The sequence below is a fragment of the Streptomyces sp. ADI95-16 genome (assembly GCF_003721495.1).
GTDB classification, from domain to species: Bacteria; Actinomycetota; Actinomycetes; order Streptomycetales; family Streptomycetaceae; genus Streptomyces; species Streptomyces goshikiensis.
In genome coordinates this window covers 522,945-540,365 of the sequence record NZ_CP033582.1, presented here as the reverse complement: position 1 = coordinate 540,365, position 17,421 = coordinate 522,945, and the positions used below count along the sequence as shown (strand labels likewise).

Sequence of the window (17,421 nt, the reverse complement as noted above, 5' to 3'; positions counted from 1 at the left end):
TTGGCCTGCGTTCCTCTCGCCCCAGAAATCGAACACATGATTGAATTGGTGGATGCACCGCTCCTCCTTCCCCGATGACCTGGTCGGACTCCAGGCCGATTGGCTCCGTACCTACCGGGAACTGGCCCGGCGTCCCGCAAGCGCCGGCACGACCACGCTCCGTCGCCGGCTGATCGCGCTCTCGCGCGCGATCGCCGCTCATCCGTACTGGTCGGACGCGGTCCACGGGGCGGGCGGGGCGGGCGGTCCGGTCGAGCTCCGCCGCGCGGCGCGGGCCCGGTCCTGGGTGAGGGCGGCATGACGCGCGCCTGCCCCGGGAACGACGAGGAAAGCGGTAGGCCGATCCCGGCTCCCCGCTTGGTCGTGCTTCCCCCGGACCACCGCGGGTGGCGCCGGGTGCGGTGCGACGGGCAGAGCCTGGGTACGGCGTACCGGATCGGCGACATAGCCGTTTTCCTCGCTGCCAGGGGGATGGAGAACGCCGAGGACTTCGACCTCACGGACCCCGCCGCCGTCGAATGGCGCGGGGGCGGCCCCGACTGCTGGACGCCCCCGCCGGGGTAGCGCGCCCTGGTCCGCCGCCGCGGCGTGACCCCGCGCTACGGCCGCAGGTGCGGGAAGCGGACTTCCCCGCTCACGAAGCACACGAAGCACTACCGGGCCTGGATCCGCCCGCCCTCGGTCCACGCACCGAGCTTCTCCGGGTTGCGGATCGCCCAGATGCGGCTGACTCGGCCGTCCGTGAGGTCGATCGCGGCCACGGTCACGGCGACGCCCCGGTACAGGGCGACCAGGCCGGGGCGGCCGTTGACCGTCCGCTCCGCGAGCGTCAGCCCCGGCGCCTTGCCGGCGACGTGGATCAGGTACGCCGCGATGTCCTCGGCTCCTTCGACCGGGTGCAGGACGGTACCGACCATGCCGCCGCCGTCGGCCGTCATGATGGCCTCGGGGTCGAGGAGAGCGACGAGGGCCTCGATGTCCTTGTTCTCCCACGCCTCCTTGAAGTTCCGTACCAGGCCCGCCTGTCCGGCGGGGCCACCCGCCGGAGCCGCCGTGGCGCGCTCGGCGCGGATGCGCCGGCGGCCCGAGGACGCCAGCTGCCGGCACGCGGCGGGGCTCCGGCCGACGATCTCGGCGATCTCCGCGAAGGGGTAGCGGAAGACGTCGTGGAGGATGAACGCCACGCGTTCGGCGGGCGTCATGGACTCCAGGACGACGAGGAAGGCCATGTTCACCGACTCGTCCAGGGTGATCCGGTCGGCCGGGTCAGCCGAGTCGGCCGACCCGGTCCCGCAGTCGTCCGCCCGCCCGACGACCCACTCCGAACGGTCGGGCAGCGGCTCGGGTATCCACGTACCGACGTAGCGCTCGCGCCGCGCCCGTGCCGAGCCGAGCACGTCCAGGCAGACGCGGCCGGCCACCGTCGTCAGCCACGCGCCGGGCGACTCGATGGCCTCCTGCTGCTTCCGCGACATCGCGTACCAGCGGGTGTACGTCTCCTGCACGGCGTCCTCGGCATCGGCGAGCGAACCGAGCAGCCGGTAGGCGAGGTTGATCAGCCGGCGCCGCTCACCGACGACCACGCTCGGCTCCGGACCGGACCGGACGCCGTCGTTCCCCGACTCGGGCAGGCTGTTCACGATCGGGACCCCCTGGTCGTTCTCGCCCGCCGTCGCTCCCGCCCCCTCGACGAAACACGGCCGCGAACTGTGGGACGACGCCTGACCTCACATTTCGCCGGCCTGCGTCGTCGGACTGGCGAGACACTACTGATCCACCGCCACGAGGCGGAAGAGGGGACCACATCATGGCCACGCAGACGACGGCGGCGCCGCGCACCACCACCTTCACGCAGGTCGCGATCGCCCTGCAGACCCTGACCCTCTTCGCCCAGGCGGTCAGTGCCGGACTGCTGCTGTCCACGTCCTACGGCGAGACGGTGCACGGCGTCGGAGCGCGCGTGATGTACGGCGCGACGATGCTGTACGTGCTCGCCGCGATCCTGGCATGGCGGCCGGGCGGCGGCTCGCCCCGCCCGATCCTGTACGCGTCGGGCTTCCTCGTCCTCGCCTCGGTACAGGTGGTGCTGGGCATAGCGCACCAACCGGCCCTGCACGTCCCGCTGGGCGTCCTGATGTTCGGCCTGAGCGTGCTGGACCTGGGCCGCGTCCTGTTCAGCGCCGTCGGCGGCGGCCGCCAGCAGCGTACGGCGTGACGCCGGACTCCCGGCCGGCACTCCGTGGACGCGCACGGCGCGGACGAACGCCGGTCCAGCTGCCACGGGTGCATCGGGGTCTCGCGCTGCCCCGGGCGTAGCGGGGCCCTGCCTACCAGGCCGGGCGCGGGTCCCGGAGTTCCTCCGGGGTCTGTTCGGGCAGCCACGTGTGCCCGACGTCCGTGCGGAACAGGTGACCGGGGCTCGGCGCGTACTCCTGGGTGGGCGGGGCCGGCGTGTGGAAGCGCTCGGTGCCCGACACCGGCAGCTCCACCAGCTTCCCCTCACGGAACATCCACAGCCCGAAGCAGTCGTCGTCCTCGTCGTGGAGCATGACCTGCACGCACTCCGGCTGATTCCACGGCAGGGCCTCCAGGTCCTTCAGGATCCCGACGCGTTGGCGCTCCCGGAAGAACTCGATGTACCACCCGCCGATGAACCAGCCGGGGATCTGCTCGAACCGGCCGCGCCACGTGCGCGACTCGTCGTCCCGCGTCAGCGGCTCCATCACCTCGTCCTCATACCGGGCCAGCACGAGGACCTGCGCCATTCTGCTCATGGCTGTATGTGACAGGATCCCGGCTCTCGCGGACAAGCCGATTTCCCTGGGGTGTCCATTGCACGGCGGCGGGTCGCCCGGGCGGGCCTCTGGCCTTAGGTTCAGCGGTAGTTGTCGTTTCAGTCACCCGGAGGGTTCACCCATGTCCATGGCCGCGCCGCACCTGTTGTTCTCCTACGGCACGCTTCAGCTCGAACAGGTCCAGCTGGCCCGGTTCGGCAGGCTTCTGGAAGGGACCCCGGACGCGCTGCCCGGGTACACCACGTCAGTCGTGAGGATCACGGACCCCGAAGTGATCGCGGCGAGCGGCACCGACCTGCACCCCGTGGTCGTGGCTTCCGGCGATGAGGGCGATGCCGTGTCAGGGACCCTGTTCCGGATCACCGGGCCGGAGCTCGCCGCGGCCGACGACTACGAGGTCGACGACTACGCCAGGACCGAGGTGGTGCTGCGGTCCGGAACGACGGCCTGGGCCTACCTGGACGCGGGGACGGGTGGGCACGGCTGAGCCCTCGGCCGGGGATCAGTGGGTGGCCTGGCCGCGGATGCCCCGGGGGGGCTGTAGGCGGTGAGGAGGTCGTGGTCGGTGCTGGCCAGTGGGGGGTGTGAGCGGTGTCAGCGGTGCTTCGCCCGCCTGGCTCCGGTGCTCACCGCAGGAGCTGGTCGAGGACGGCCGAGGCGAGAGCCGCGTCGAGCGCGCCCACCCCGGTGAGGTCGGCGACCGTGATCGCTGCTTCTGGGCGGTCGACGGGTCCTTTCAGTAGTTCGCCGGCCGCGGTGTCGCTGTTCTGGCCGGTGGCTCCGGCACGGACGGCGTGGCCGAAGTCTCCGTGGTCGAGGCATTGGGTGTGGTCGTCGGTCGCGATGAGTCGTGCGCGGTGGAACAGCGCGGGTGGCAGCTCGTTCTTGTGCGGCATGTCCGTGCCGATGCCCGTCACGTGTGCGCCCTCGCGCACGTGGGCGGCGTTGAGGACGGGGGATGTGGCCGGGGTCGTGGTGATGACCATGTCGGCGGCGGCCGCGTCCTGGGTCACTGCGGGCCGGGCGTCCAGTCCGCGCGCGTGGAGCTGTTCGCACAGGGCGTTGGCCTTGTCCGGGCTGCGCCCGTGAACGAGCACCGTGCTGATGGTGCGGAGTCCGGCCAGCCAGGTTGCCTGGAGCCGGGCTTGTTCGCCGGTGCCGAAGACGGCCAGTGTCGTGGCATCGGGGCGGGCCATGGCGTGGGTGACCAACGCGCCCGCTGCCGCGGTGCGCCATGCGGTGAGCAGGCCGCGGTCGTCGAGGAGTGCGCGCATCTGTCCGGTGCGGGCGCTGACGACGCAGACCAGGCCGTGGTTGGAGGGGATGCCCAAGACGGGGTTGCCGTAGAAGCCGGTCGCGATCTTGACGGTGAAGTTGGCGGCGCCGGTGATCCAGCCGGCCTTCACATGGCAGTCGCCGTCGGCTTCGGGGAAGGCCATGTGCAGCGGCGGCGGCACGCTCGTGCGGCCTTCCGCGTGGGCGATCAGCGCATCCCGGACGGTGTCGAGCACCAGCTGCGTGGTGACCGCCCCTTCGATGGCGGTCCGATCGAAGACGGGGAGAGTCATCGACGGGCCCGCAGAAAGTCGGCGAAGGCGGCCAGGCCCTCCTCGGGGTCGCGTCGGCCGAGGCCGATGCGGAACCGATCGGTGGGGGTGGCGGTGAGTTCCGAACGGTAGATGCTCGCGGGCAGCAGCAGGACTCCGGCTTCCTCCACGAGACGGATGCAGAACGACTCCACCCCGTCGGTGCCGAGGTAGCGGGGATACGCGACGCACCCGCCGTCCGGGGCCTGCCATTCGAAGTCGTCCGCGAACTCGGCGAAGAACGCCTCGAAGGCCGGCAGATTGGCCTCGATCCGGCCCCTGTTGCGGTCCAGGATCGTGTCGCGGGCTTTGAGCGCGATACGGGCCAGGACCTCGCTGGGCGCGGAGTTGCAGATGGTGGTGTAGTGCTTGGCGCGCTCCAGGCGGGAGAGCAGTGCGCGGTCGCGGCAGGTGATCCAGCCGATCCGGAGCCCGGGCAGCCCCAGGGACTTGGAGGTCACGTTCAATGACAAGGCGCGCTCGGAGAGGTCGGTGGCCTGCGGCAGGGCGCGGGCCGGGTCGCGCTCCAGACCGCGGTAGACCTCGTCGCTGAACAGATGGATGCCCCGTTCGTCACACAGCCGGGCCAGCGCGGTGAAGTCGGCGGCGTCGATGATCTTGCCGGTGGGGTTGTTGGGGAAGTTCACCGAGACGAGGCGGGTGTTGGGGCGTATCGCCGCGGCCACCTCGTCGAGATCCAGGGCCCAGTCCCGGTCCGGGTCGAGGGCCACCCCGGTGACCTCGCACAGCGCCAGCGGCACGGTTTCGGCGGCCTGGTAGTTCGGTGTCACCACCACCGCGTGATCGCCCGCGTCGAGCAGGACGTTCATGGCCAGGTAGATGGCCTCCTCGGCGCCCGCGAAGCAGATGACGTCGTCGGCCTCCGCGTGCTCGTACGTCTGCGCGATCACTTCTCGCAGCGCCGGGTCGCCGAACGTCTGGGTGTAGCCCAGGGACAGGTTCTCGAAGGCGTCCCGGTCCTTGTCGTCGGCCAGCGCGAGGAGCTCGCCGAGCGTCGTGGTCTGCACGTCGGATGCGGTCAGGTGATGACGGGCGGTGAACTCCCACCGCGAGAAGTAGGTCTCCAGACGGAAATCGGGCAGCCGGGTCATGGTGCATCAGTCCTTTGCACTCGGTGTTCTGAGCTCGGCCAGCAGGCCGTAGACGGTGGATCGGGACACCCGCAGCGCCCCGGCGACGACCGGGGCCGCGCGGCGCACCGCGAACACCCGGGCCTCGTCCAGACGCCCCAGGACGGTCAGGCGGTCCTGGCGTGTCATGCGTTCGACGGGGCGGCCCGTCTCACGGACGTGGGAACCGATGATGTGCTGGATGCGTTCGGACCAGTCCTCTTCGAACAACGGCTCCGGCCGCTGGACGGTCGGTGCGCCGAAGGCGGACAGGACCGCCGCGGCCTGTTCCAGCGGAGTGCGGTCGAGATTGACGCACAGCACCGCGGAGGGCCGGCCCTGCGCATCCCGCAGGACCGCACTGACCGAAGACAGGCGGCGGCCGTCCACCAGCAGCTTTTCGTACGGCCCGTACACGTCGCGCGCCGACGGGTCGAGCGCGTCCAGCTCGCCGAGCATCGAAGGATCGCCCGGGCGGCGGGTGGTCATCGGGTTCCAGATCTCCAGAACCCGGTCGGTGTCCGGATCGTGCAGAACCACCTCGGCGTACGGGCCGAGCAACAGCGCGACCGCCTGGCACACCGGGCCCCACGTCCGAATTCGAGGGTCGGGAACCTCTTCTGTTTCACCCATGCCTGGACTGTACGTCCAGACTGGACGGAAAGTCCAGACCCCTGGCGACCCGCGGCGGTCTCACAGAGCCTTGACGGGGCGGCGGCGTGCGGCTTCGGTGAGGTGGTCCAGGTGCTCGTAGAGGGTGCGGACGAGGCGGGCGTGGCCCTGGGCGCAGCGCACGGTGCCCTGCGGGTCGGCCGCGAGGCGGTGTTGGGCTTCGGCGAGGACGGCGGCTGCGAGGATGCGGGCGGTGTGGCCGCCGGTGAGCTGTCCGGCGGCGTGACGGACGTCGTCGGCCACGACGTGGGCGGCGCCCGTCAGCTGCAGGGTGATCTGTTCGAGGTCCGCGGGGCACAGGCCGGGGTCGGCGGGCCAGCCGAGCACGGCCTTGACGACGCGCTCGTGGAACGCCCTGTCGAGAGGGAGTTCACCGTTGAGGTGTCCTTCGGGGTCGTACAGGGCAACGTGCCCCGACTCGGGGGTGGTACGGCCGTCGCCGCGTGTCACCGGGTGCCGGGGTGGTGGCCTGTAGGTCATTGAGGAACTCCGACCGGCCCGCGCGCGGGGGACCTCGCTTGCAGGGGGTAGTGGGGCGGCCCGGTGATACTGCCGCCAGAGCGCTGCTGGCACCGGGCCTCGCCCGCGCACGCCTGATCGGCGCGGACTGCCCCGACCATAGCGGCGGCCGACCGGCAGCCCGCAGGAAAGGCACAGCATTCGGCATCCTGTGTGACCAGCACGGGCTGAGCGTTGACGCCCCGTGCTGACAAGCCCGCTCGCATCGGAGCCCGCTTCTTCGGCCGTCTCAGGGGCGGGAGTACATCGCCGGGGGAAGTGGCACCGTGCGATGCCGGCCGGGCCGGGGGCGGCGCCTGGCGACTGCGGTCACGCGGGGGTGTGCTGCTTCACGCCCCTGCACACGCCCTCCCCACCGGTGGAGATCGGGCGGACAGTGTCGCCTTCTGAATCCGATCAGAGCGGAGTGGGGAAGCGTGTCGCCCTGCGGTGTCGTGAAGTGGTTCGACCTGGGCCGGGGCATCGGTCTCATCAGCCAGGAGGGCGCCGGACCTGACATCCGGGCGGAAGCCTCGGCGATTCACGGAAGGGACGGCGACCTGCGTCAGGGCGAGGAAGTCCTCTTCGACCTCATCCTGGACAGTGCGGGACTGCGGGCCGACAACATCCACCGTGCGCGGAGGGTCTTACGCACCCAGGTCAGCGGTATCACGTACGGGGGCAGGGGTGCGGCTGAGGCTGATCCTTGGGAGTGGACACCCTGACAGTGCATCTTGACGGCCCGGGGAGGGATGTACGCGGCGGTGGCCGCGGATCTCGGCATTGCCGCGCAGTGGCAGAGGATCCGCCGGGTGCTCGGGGCGTACCGCGCCGAGCACCCGGCCGACGCCAGGCGGGCCATGAGCGAGATCCGCGCGATCCACACCGCGCGCCATGGCGCCTGTGGTGCCCCGCACGTCACACGGCTGACGCCGCTCCGGACGTCGCGCACGGCTGAAAGCGCTCTTCCACACGAGCCGTACCGCTCGCCGAGTCAGGACCTCTGCCCGACGAGCTGCCGGCCATCACGTGTGGATGTAGTTGGTGATGTTGCCGGTGCTGAAGTTGATCAGGCCACCGCAGGCGAGCAGGCACCATCCGGGGGTGGTGCTGGGTGGAGCGGGTGCGGTCGTGGCTTCGACGGTCGTGGTGCTGTTGGAGGCATCGCAGGTCTCGTTGCCGTTGTAGGCGGCAGTGATCGTGTGCGTGCCGACAGTGAAGGTGGTGCTGAAGTCGGCCTGGCCGCTGGCGTTCACGGGCACCGTGGCCAGCAGGTTGCCGCCGTCGAAGAACGTCAGGCCCAGACCGCCGCTGGGATCGGACGCGCAGCCGACCGATGCGTGCAGTTGCACCGGCGAGCCCGCGGTGGTGGTCTGCGGAGTGGCCGTCACGGTGGTGTTCGACGCCACGGCCGCAGCGGACGACGCCAGCCCCACTACGGCCGCCAGCGCGGTGGTGACGACCAGATTTCCTCTGCCTCGCGTGATTCTCACCGGTTCAGTTCCTTACGTCGTCGGACGTGTCCCGCAGGGTCGTACGTGCTGTGGTGATCTTCACGCTAGGGCGACTTCCCTCCTCCTGCGAGAGGCCGCGCGCAGAGGGAACCCGGTTGGACCAGCGGGCCGCACCCGCTGGAACCAGGCCGGACGCGCCGTCAGATGCCGGGGGCGGCGACGCGGGTGTAGATCAGGCCGGCGGTGGAGCCGCCGGCGGTGGTGACGCTCACTGACACCGGACCGGCGGCCCCGGCAGGTGCCGTGGCCGTGACCTGTGTGTCGGAGCTGACCGTGAAGGCGGCGAGCGTGGCGCCGAAGGTGACTTTCGTCGCGGTGGCCAGGTTCGTGCCGGTGAGGGTGACGACCGTGCCGGCGGAGGTCGGTCCGCTGACGGGCACGAGGCCGGTGAGTGTGGGAGCGGGGATGTAGGCGAAGGGCACCGGGTTGCTCGTGCCGCCCGGGGTGATCACCGTGATCTGGGTACTCCCCGTGCCGGCCGGCGCGGTGGCCGTGATCTGTGTCGATGACACCACGGTGAAGGAGGTGGCGTTCGTGGAGCCGAAGCGGACCGCGCTCGCGTTGAGCAGACTGGACCCGGTCAGCGTCACCACCGTTCCCCCCGACGTCGGGCCCTGGGCCGGGCTGGCATCGGTCAGTACGGGAGGCGCGGCGTAGAAGAAGTAGGAGGCGGCGGAAACGGCACTGGTGCCCAGGGGCGTGGTCACGGTGACCGCGGCGCCGCCGGGGTTTCCGCTCGGCGTCACGGCGGTGATCTGGGTGGCCGAGTTGACGGTGAACGACGCCGCCGGTACATCGGCGAAGCGCACCGCGGTGGCGCCGGTGAACCCGGTCCCGGTGATGGTGACGCTGGTGCCGCCCGATGTCGGACCGTTGTTGGGCGCCACCGCCGTGACCACCGGAACCACGACCGTGACGTAGGTGAAGATCAACGCGTTGCTGGTGCCGGTCGGGTTGACGACCGTCACCGCCACCGCGCCCGCGCTGCCGGGGGGGCTGACGGCGGTGATCTGGGTGGCCGAGTTGACGGTGAACGAGGCAGGCGTACTGCCGAATCGCACGGATGTGGACCCCGTCAGACCGGTGCCGGTGAGGGTGACGGTGGTGCCTCCGGTGGTGGGGCCTAGGGAGGGACTGATGGCACTGAGTGTGGGCGGCATGAGGTGCTCCTGCGACGGCCTGGGTCGGGGCCCGGAGTCGGGCACGACGGTGCCGCCGCCCGCTGGTGAGCCGGGCGGCGGCGGGACGAGTGATCAGATGCCGGGGCCTGTGACGTAGGTGAAGGCGCCGACGGCCGTTGCCGAGCCGGCCGGGTTGGTGACCACCACGTCCACCGCGCCGGCGGTTCCGGGCGGGCTCACCGCCGACAGCGTGGTGGAGTTCACCACGGAGAACGGTGCCACGACCCCGTCGAAGGTGACCGAGTCGGTGGTGCCGAGGCCGGTACCGGTGATCGTCACGGCGGTACCACCGGACGTGGGCCCGGAGGACGGGACGACCGTGGCCACGGTGGGAACGTCGACGTAGGTGTAGGTGAAACCGTTGTTGGTGCCTCCCGCCGTGGTGACGCTCACCCCGACGGAACCCGCCACCGCACCCGCCGGCACGACCACGTTGAGCAGGGTGTCGGAGACGACCGTCGGGGTGGCGGGCACCGCGCCGAAGGTCACACTGGTCGCGGTCGACAGCCCCACACCGTTGACGGTGATCGTGTTCCCGCCGGCCAGCGGACCCGACGTCGCCCCCAGCGAGGACTTGAACGGGGCGCCGACGTAGAAGAAGGGGATCGGGTTGCTGGTACCGCCCGGAGTCGTCACGGTGATGCCGACCGTGCCCGTACCCGACGGTGATACCGCGGTGACCTGGGTCGGCGAGACGTTGGTGAAGCTGGTGGCCGGCTTGGTGCCGAACTTCACCGCGGTGGTGCCGGAGAGGTTCGTACCGGTGATGGTCACCAGCGTGCCACCGCCGGTCGACCCCTGGTTCGGAGAGATGGGCATGGAGAGACTCCTCGTTGTCAGAACAGGGACAGAGGACACAGCCGACCGGCGGGACACCCGGCGCCGAAGACACGCCTGGCAGAGCGGCACCGAAGCGCACAGTGGGTTCCTGCGTTCACGGAAACCGCTTGAGGGGAGGACGAGCGGATCGATCGGGCTGCGGGGTTTCGCGGAGTGCTCCTGCACACGCCCAACGGAAAAACCGGCAGGCGCCGCCATTACCACGATCCCCCGGGTTGGGATGGGCGGCCCACCGGTTTGCTGTTCCAAGTGACCCATACGGGTGTATCGCTGACAAGGCTCCGGCTCTACTTGTCACCTGAATGGGGGAACGCACACCTGGAAAAGGGCCGCGCGTCTGCGACGGCTGACCACGGACTCTCTGACGACGTATCAAAAAGTGGCCACTACGTTCGCGTTCGCGACGCGCCCCGGCCGGCGGGGCGGCGCGCGGCGAGGTCGTGGTCACGGCGAGGTCGTGGTCGCGGCTCGGTGGAAGCGGCATGTCATCAACGCTTCGAGCTCACCCGGGCCGTCGCACGGGGCGGGTGACGGAGCCCTACAACCGACCAGTCGGTGCCACATAAGCGGCACCGACTGGTGATCCAACCCCCCTCGAGGGGGCCCATCGTGACTCCGGTACGTCGGTGGCCCCCTGACCAGCAGAGAGCCGCAGGCCATAACAGGGCCACGCCCCCCGAGAGGGATGGGCTGCCCACCGGTTGGATACTCAATTGACTCAGGGTTTTGGCATGTGCCGCAAGCATCTGCCGGCACCGTCACCCCAATGGAGGGGCGCGCCGCGGGAGCGCATTGGGGGCGCCGGCGTCAAGGCGATGTCTTCGCCTCTGGCGCCAGGCCCATGAGGGCGGCGAGGGCCGTGGCGAGGGAGGCCACGGTGGGGTGCTGCCAGATGAAGTTCCCGGCGAGACGGACGGGGAGCTCGGTTTCGAGGCGGACGCGTAGTTCAGTGGCCAGCAGCGAGTCGAAGCCGAGGGCTTTGAGAGGGGTCTGCGGATCCAGCGTGGCGCTGCCGGTGCGCAGGATGGCGCGGATGTGGTCGCCCAGGTAGGTCTCCAGGGCGCTCTGGCGTGCGATGCCGGCAGGCAGGCCTTGGAGGCGGGCGTGGATGCCGGAGCCGCCGGACTCGGGCTCGTCCGCAGCCGGAAGGTCGTCCGGCGCGAGGAGGGCGAAGAGGCTGGAGGCCGAGCCCGCGCGGGGGATCCAGGTCTGCGGCGGACCGGGAATGACGGCCGTCTGGACCCGTTGGTGGGCCAGCAGGGTGTGCAGGGCCTCGATCCCCTCGCGGGTGGGGATGGTCTCGTAGCCGCGATCGGCGAAATCGGTGGCCTGCCCCGTCTCGCCCCAGGGACCCCAGTTGACGGCCAGCGTGGGCAGGCCGCCACGGGTGCGCCAGGTGGCGAAGGAGTCGAGCCAGGCGTTGGCGGCGGCGTACGTCCCCTGTCCGGCGTTGCCCAGCAGGGAACTCATCGAGGAGTACAGGACGAAGAAGTCCAGGGCGTGTCCGGTCGTGGCGCGGTGGAGGTTCCAGGCACCGGTGACCTTGGGGGCCCACACCCGTTTGATCTGGTAGTCGCGGATGGTGCCCAGGGCGGCGTCGCTGAGGACCATGGCGCAGTGGACGACCCCGCGCAACGGCATGTCGCCTTCGGTGGCGGCCTCGACGAGCCGTTCGGCGGTGCCGGGCAGGGAGATGTCGCCGAGGACGATCGTGCTCTGCCCGGGCAGGTCCTTGACGGCGCGTGCGGTCTCAAGGGACGGGGACCGGCGGCCGTTGAGGACGACACGGCCCGCTCCCTGCTCCGCGAGCCAGCGCGCCGTGGCGATCCCGAGACCGCCCAGGCCGCCGGTGACGATGTAGGCGCCGTCGGGGCGTACGACGGGAGGCCCGTCCGGCAGGACGGCGGTGGTCTCTCCCCTGTCGGGGACGGTGAGCACCATCTTGCCGATGTGCCGGGCGCCGGCCATCAAGTGGAAGGCGTCGGCGGCCAGATCGAGCGGATAGGCGGTGCACAGCAGCGGCTTGAGGCGTCCTGCGGCGATGTGGTCCATGACCTCGCGCAGCAGCGTGCCGAACAACTTGGGTTTGCGCTGCTGGAGTTCGATGAGGTCGACGGTGGAGAAGGTGATGTTGTGGCGCAGCGGGGCCAGTTTGAGGGCGGCGTCGGCCAGGATGTCGCGTACGCCGAGTTCGACGAAGCGGCCGAAGGGGCGCAGTGCTTCGAGCCCGGCGCGGACGGCGGGGCCGGCGAGGGAGTTGAGGACGACGTCGACGCCCTCGCCGCCGGTCGCCTGGCGGGTCTGTTCGGCGAAGTCCAGGGAGCGGGAGTCCATGACGCAGCGGATGCCGGTGCCGCGCAGGTAGCGTCGTTTCTCCTCGGTGCCGGCGGTGGCCAGGACCTCCGCGCCCAGCAGGCGGGCGACGGCGATGGCGGCCAGGCCGGTGCCGCCGCTGGCCGAGTGGATGAGGACGCGTTCACCGGGGGCCAGCCGTGCGACGCGGTGGAGGGCGTACCAGGCGGTGAGGAACGCCGTGGGCAGTCCTGCCGCCGCCTCGGTGGTGAGGGCGGGCGGGACGGGGACGACGGCGGTGGCGGGAACGGTGATGAAGGAGCCGAAGGCGCCGCCTTCGAGCTGGGCGGCAGCCACGGTGTCTCCGGCGCGGACGTGGTCCACGCCCTCTCCCACGGCGGTGACCTCACCCGCGCACTCGAAGCCGATGCGGTACGGGGTGAGGGGCTCTGAACCGAGCATGCCGAGGGTGGTCAGGACGTCGCGGAAGTTGATCCCCGCGGCCTGGACGCGCACCTCCACCTCTCCCTCGCCGGGTTGACGACGGCCGGTTGCCGCCAGTTCGAGGCTGTCGAGATCGCCGAGGCGTCCGGCGCGCAGGCGGAACCCGTCCTCCCCGTAGCGGACGACCCGGGTGGTGGAGGCGGTGCGTTCGGCCGCGGTGACGGGGGCGCGGTCGATGCGCGCCACGTATCGGCGCTCGTCCCGCAGTGCGACCTCGTCCTCAGGTGCGTCGGCGAGGAGTTCGGCGGCCAGCGCGCGCAGCCCGTGTGTTCCGGGATCGGCGTCGACGAGGGTGGGGCGCAGGCGCGGGTGCTCGATCGCGAGGACACGGGCCACGCCGCGTACGGTGCTGTGGGCGGGGTGGCCGGCCTCGTCCGCCGTGACCGCGCGGGCGTGCCGGGTGACGGCGTACAGGCGCCATGTTCCGTCGTGGTCTTCGGCGGCCTGAGCGAAGGCGAGCAGTCGCCTGGCGCGCTGCTCCGCGCCGTGGGTGGGATCGCTGTCGTCGGCGGACGGCGTGGCGCACAGCATGACGACACCGCGCCAGGGTCCCGCTCCGGCGGCCAGGTGGTTGCGGAAGACGTCGGCCAGTGCGGCGAGCCCCTCCGTGCTCAGTGGGGTTTCTCGCACCTCCGCGTGGGCGCCGGCGTCCCTCAGGAGTGCCGCCAGGCGTCCGGCCTCGCCGTCTCCCTCGTCCACGACGAGCCACTTGCCGGGGGGTGCCTGCCTGGCGCGGGAACGGGGCGCCTGATGCCATCCGAGTTCCAGGAACCACTGGTCGACGGTGGTGCCGTCGGCCGGTGCGCGGCGGGCGAAGCGGGCGCCGTCGAGGGCCAGGAGCGGGCGGCCGTCGGCGTCCAGGACACGGACGTGTCCGGCGAGGGTGGTCTCGGTGTTCTCGGTGACCCAGGCGTGCGCGTGGACGGCCTGTGAGGGGTCGCCCAGGATGCGCAGGGCGCCGACCTGGACCGGCAGGATGGGCGCGGGGGCGCTGTCGTGACCGGTTCCGGCGACCAGCAGTTGCAGGCACAGGTCGAGCAGGACCGGGTGGGGGCTCAGCGCGTGCTCGGGAGTGCGGGCGGCGGCCGGAAGCTGGATGCGGGCCCAGAAGCTGTCCCGGTGGCTGTTCGTGTGCAGGCTGGTGATGCCGGTGAAGGCCGGGCCGTGTTCGAGGCCGCAGGCACGCAACCCGGCGTAGAGGGCGGCCGGATCGAGCGGGACGGGGTGCTTGCGGTCGAGGTCCGGGACGGAGGCGGCACGAGCGGACTGGGGTGTGAGCCCACGGCGGGTGACCGCCGAGGCGTGGAGCTGCCAGGACCCGTCGGGCTGGCGGGAGTGGATCTCACCGGTGGCCTGCTGGGAGGCGGCGAGGGTGAGCGTGGTGCTGATTTCGGTGTCGTCGGTCAGGCGCAGCAGGTCGTGGAAGGCGACGTCGGTGATCTCGATGTCCGTGGTATCACCGCCCAGTGCGGTTCTGGCCGTGGTGTGCAGGAGGGCGCAGAAGGCGGCCCCGGGCAGGACGGCGGTGCCGTGGACGCGGTGGTCGTCGAGCCAGGGCAGATGGCGAGCCGGGGCGGTGGCGGTCCAGGTGTGGCGGATCGGTTCGCCGGGGATCTCGGTGTGCCGGCCGGGCAGGGCCCCCGCGTCGGCCGGCTGCGCCTCGCCCGAGGTCCAGTGGCGGGTGCGGTCGAAGGTGATGGTGGGGGCGTCCGTCAGAAGGCCGCCGCCGTACAGGGGGATCCAGTCGACGGTGCCGCCGTCGCAGTGGACCGCGGCGAGCTGGGTCCGCAGGGTGACGGTTTCGTCCAGTCCGCGGCGCAGTGAGGGCAGGACCAGTGCGTCCGGGGTCAGTTCGGCCAGGCTGTCCGTGAGGGACTGGGTGATCACGGGATGGGGCGAGATCTCGATGTAGATCTGGTGGCGGTCTTGGGCGGCGGCGGCCACGGCGGAACGGAAGCGGACGGGCCGGCGCAGGTTGTCGCACCAGTAGGCGGCGTCCAGGAGGGGGTTGTGCCGCGGGTCCTCGGTCACGGTGGAGTAGAAGGGGATGTGGGGCGCGCGGGGGCGCAGATCGATGAGGTCCTGGTGCAGATCGGGCAGGAGGGGGTCGACGTGGTGGCTGTGGGAGGCGACGTCGACAGCGATCGGCGAGGCGAGGATCCCGCGGTCCCCCCACAGGGTGATCAGGCGGGCGATCTGGTCGGCGTCACCGGAGACGACGGTGGTGCCGGGCGCGGCCAGGACCGCCACTGAGACGGCGCCGGTCCCGGCGTCGGCGAGGTCGGCCTCCACGGTGGCCTGGTCCAGGGCGACGCTGGCCATCGCGCCCGTCCCGGCGATCCGCTCCAGCAGTGCCGAGCGGCGGCAGATGACGCGGACCCCGTCGCTGAGGGTGAGCGCTCCGGCCACGACGGCTGCCGCGACCTCTCCCATGGAGTGCCCGATGACGGCGGCGGGCCGGACGCCGTGCGACTGCCAGGCCGCGGCCAGGGCGATCTGCAGGGCGAAGAGGACCGGCTGGACTCTCGGGCATCCGGTGAGGGGTTCGTCCGAGCGGATCAGCTCCAGGACGGAGAACCCCGCCTCCTGCTGGATGAGGGCATCGACATCGGTCAGGGCCTTCGCGAAGGGTTCGTGGTGCGCGAAGAGCCCGCGGCCCATGCCGGTCCACTGGGAACCCTGGCCGGAGAACACCCATACCGGCTGGTGAGAAGCGGTGACATCGGCCGTGCCCGAGACGAGGGCCGGATGGGGCAGGCCCGCGACGAACAGCCGGAGTGCCTCCAGGGTTTCGGCGCGGGAACGGGCCACGACCGCGAGGCGCCCGCGTCCGGGGCTGCGGCGCAGGGCGAGGGTGTGGGCCACGTCCCGCAGCGGGACGCGCGCCCCTTCCCCTTCGAGCCAGTCCGCCAGGCGGTCGGCCGCGGCCGACAGTGCCCGGTGGGATCCGGCGGCGACCAGGATCACCTCGGGCGGCGCGCTCTCCGGCCGGCGTGGGGCGGGCAGGCCGGCGCGGCGGCTGGGCCGCGGGGGCTGCTGCAGGATGACGTGGGCGTTGGTGCCCGAGAAACCGAACGAGGAGACCGCGGCCAGCCTGACCGGCTGCCGTCCGGGCCACTGGGTCGGTTCGACGGGGATGAAGAAGCGGGTGGCGTCCGCGGCGATGGCGGGGTGCCAGCTGCTGAAGTGCAGGTTGGGAGGGATGACCCCCTGCTGGAGGCACAGAACGGTCTTGATCAGTCCGGTGATGCCGGCGGCGGGCTCCAAGTGGCCGAGGTTCGTCTTGACCGAGCCGAGGGCGCACGGGGAGAGGCCGTTGCCGTACACGGCTGCCAGGCTGCTGAACTCGGCCGGGTCGCCCACAGGGGTGCCCGTGCCGTGGGCTTCGATCAGGGAGATCTGCGCCGGGTCGACTCCCGCCTGGGTGAGCGCCGTGCGGTAGAGGGCCTGCTGCGCGGTGGATGACGGGGCGGCGAGGCCGTCGGAGCGGCCGTCCTGGTTCACGGCGGAACCGCGGACGAGGGCGAGGATGCGGTCGCCGTCCCTGCGGGCGTCGGTCAGGCGTTTGAGGACGACGGCACCACAGCCCTCGCCTCGGACGAATCCGTCCGCGGCGGCGTCGAAGGTGTGGCAGCGTCCGGTGGGCGACAGCATGCCCATCCTGGTGAAGGACCGGGTGGTGCGCGGGGTCAGCATGAGGTTGACGCCGGCGGCCAGCGCGAGATCGCACTCCTCGCGGAGCAGTGCCTGGCAGGCGAGGTGGAAGGCGACCAGGGAGGACGAGCAGGCGGTGTCGAGGGCGATGCTGGGGCCGTGCAGGCCGAGGAGGTAGGAGATGCGGCCTGCGGCCACGCAGTGACCGTTCGTCAGGATGGAGCCTTCCAGCTCCTGGGGCAGACCGACGAGCTGGTCCATGTAGTCGTTGTAGCTCAGACCGGTGTAGACGCCCGTGCGGGAACCGGCGAGCCCGTCGGGAGGCAGGCCGGCGTGCTCCAGGGCCTCCCAGACGACCTCCAGCAGGAGCCTGTGCTGTGGGTCGAGGACGTCGGCTTCTCTGCCGGAGACGCCGAAGAAGTCCGCGTCGAACCGCGAGACGTCGGTCAGATACCCGCCCGGCAGGCGCGCGGCCCGCGCGTCGGCCGACGTCCCGGCCGAGGGTGCCGGCGCGTCACGGCCGGGCGGCGGCGCGCCCACCGCCTCACGGCCCTCCATCAGCAGATTCCACAGGGCGGCCGGTGAGTCGATGTCTCCGGGAAGCCGGCAGCCCATGCCGATGACGGCGATGGGCCCGTTCGCGGGGCGGGAGGGGTACTTGTCCAGGGCCACCACGGGAGTCTCCTAGTCGTCCAAGGGGAAAGCGGATGCGTGTGGTTCGCGGAGCTCGGGGAGTTCGAGGAGAGGCAGGCATG

At 71.4% G+C, this 17,421-nt stretch carries 15 protein-coding genes; 5 read left to right on the top strand and 10 right to left on the bottom strand.

Annotation, left to right across the window (positions count from 1 at the left end; translation table 11 throughout):
- Positions 1-52 precede the first annotated feature (52 nt).
- Together EES41_RS39345 and EES41_RS39340 are read left to right on the top strand one after the other, a co-directional pair.
- Positions 53-301: a hypothetical protein gene (locus tag EES41_RS39345; protein WP_123083315.1), complete on the top strand. Its 249-nt coding sequence runs from the start codon at positions 53-55 to the stop codon at positions 299-301.
- A gap of 62 nt (positions 302-363) precedes the next feature.
- A complete protein-coding gene (locus tag EES41_RS39340; protein ID WP_254211931.1) occupies positions 364-564 on the top strand; it encodes a hypothetical protein in 201 nt (66 codons plus the stop codon).
- Between the two features lie 89 nt (positions 565-653).
- Here EES41_RS39340 and sigJ read toward each other — a convergent pair whose 3' ends face one another.
- The gene (gene sigJ, locus EES41_RS39335) at positions 654-1,640 is read right to left on the bottom strand and encodes an RNA polymerase sigma factor SigJ (protein ID WP_123083313.1); all 987 of its coding nucleotides are present in this window, start codon (positions 1,638-1,640) and stop codon (positions 654-656) included.
- A 167-nt stretch (positions 1,641-1,807) separates the two neighbouring features.
- Here sigJ and EES41_RS39330 point away from each other — a divergent pair, with 167 nt between their 5' ends.
- A complete protein-coding gene (locus EES41_RS39330) occupies positions 1,808-2,215 on the top strand; it encodes a hypothetical protein (RefSeq protein ID WP_123083312.1) in 408 nt (135 codons plus the stop codon).
- A gap of 112 nt (positions 2,216-2,327) precedes the next feature.
- On the opposite strand, the gene EES41_RS39325 is transcribed toward EES41_RS39330, so the two are convergent.
- Entirely contained in the window at positions 2,328-2,774 is a 447-nt protein-coding gene (locus EES41_RS39325) for a hypothetical protein (RefSeq protein ID WP_123083311.1), read from the bottom strand.
- Between the two features lie 142 nt (positions 2,775-2,916).
- On the opposite strand from EES41_RS39325, the gene EES41_RS39320 reads away from it, so the two are divergent.
- Positions 2,917-3,282 (top strand): gamma-glutamylcyclotransferase family protein, encoded by a 366-nt coding sequence (locus EES41_RS39320; protein WP_123083310.1) that lies wholly within the window; start codon positions 2,917-2,919, stop codon positions 3,280-3,282.
- Between the two features lie 139 nt (positions 3,283-3,421).
- Here the strand turns inward: EES41_RS39320 and EES41_RS39315 are convergent, their stop codons facing one another.
- The 4 genes from EES41_RS39315 to EES41_RS39300 are packed head-to-tail and all read right to left on the bottom strand — an operon-like array spanning position 3,422 to position 6,633.
- The gene (locus tag EES41_RS39315) at positions 3,422-4,363 is read right to left on the bottom strand and encodes an ornithine cyclodeaminase family protein (protein ID WP_123083309.1); all 942 of its coding nucleotides are present in this window, start codon (positions 4,361-4,363) and stop codon (positions 3,422-3,424) included.
- The gene (locus EES41_RS39310; RefSeq protein WP_123083308.1) at positions 4,360-5,493 is read right to left on the bottom strand and encodes an aminotransferase class I/II-fold pyridoxal phosphate-dependent enzyme; all 1,134 of its coding nucleotides are present in this window, start codon (positions 5,491-5,493) and stop codon (positions 4,360-4,362) included. Before EES41_RS39310 ends, EES41_RS39315 begins: the two co-directional genes overlap by 4 nt.
- A 6-nt stretch (positions 5,494-5,499) precedes the next feature.
- Positions 5,500-6,144, bottom strand: a complete 645-nt coding sequence (locus EES41_RS39305) for a transcriptional regulator (RefSeq protein ID WP_123083307.1) — start codon at positions 6,142-6,144, stop codon at positions 5,500-5,502.
- A 60-nt stretch (positions 6,145-6,204) separates the two neighbouring features.
- A complete protein-coding gene (locus EES41_RS39300; RefSeq protein ID WP_123083306.1) occupies positions 6,205-6,633 on the bottom strand; it encodes a DUF6415 family natural product biosynthesis protein in 429 nt (142 codons plus the stop codon).
- A gap of 335 nt (positions 6,634-6,968) precedes the next feature.
- On the opposite strand from EES41_RS39300, the gene EES41_RS44330 reads away from it, so the two are divergent.
- On the top strand, positions 6,969-7,406 hold the full coding sequence (locus tag EES41_RS44330; protein WP_367995821.1) for a cold-shock protein: 438 nt from the start codon (positions 6,969-6,971) through the stop codon (positions 7,404-7,406).
- 300 nt (positions 7,407-7,706) lie between these two features.
- Here EES41_RS44330 and EES41_RS39290 read toward each other — a convergent pair whose 3' ends face one another.
- The 4 genes from EES41_RS39290 to EES41_RS39275 form a co-directional block, all read right to left on the bottom strand.
- Positions 7,707-8,174 carry an Ig-like domain-containing protein gene (locus EES41_RS39290; RefSeq protein ID WP_174261878.1) on the bottom strand — a complete coding sequence of 156 codons (468 nt, stop codon included), beginning with the start codon at positions 8,172-8,174 and terminating at the stop codon, positions 7,707-7,709.
- Positions 8,175-8,335: 161 nt separating this feature from the next.
- The gene (locus EES41_RS39285) at positions 8,336-9,355 is read right to left on the bottom strand and encodes an IPT/TIG domain-containing protein (RefSeq protein ID WP_123083303.1); all 1,020 of its coding nucleotides are present in this window, start codon (positions 9,353-9,355) and stop codon (positions 8,336-8,338) included.
- A gap of 93 nt (positions 9,356-9,448) precedes the next feature.
- A complete protein-coding gene (locus EES41_RS39280) occupies positions 9,449-10,195 on the bottom strand; it encodes an IPT/TIG domain-containing protein (protein ID WP_123083302.1) in 747 nt (248 codons plus the stop codon).
- 828 nt (positions 10,196-11,023) lie between these two features.
- Positions 11,024-17,341 (bottom strand): type I polyketide synthase, encoded by a 6,318-nt coding sequence (locus EES41_RS39275; RefSeq protein ID WP_123083301.1) that lies wholly within the window; start codon positions 17,339-17,341, stop codon positions 11,024-11,026.
- Between the last annotated feature and the right edge of the window lie 80 nt (positions 17,342-17,421).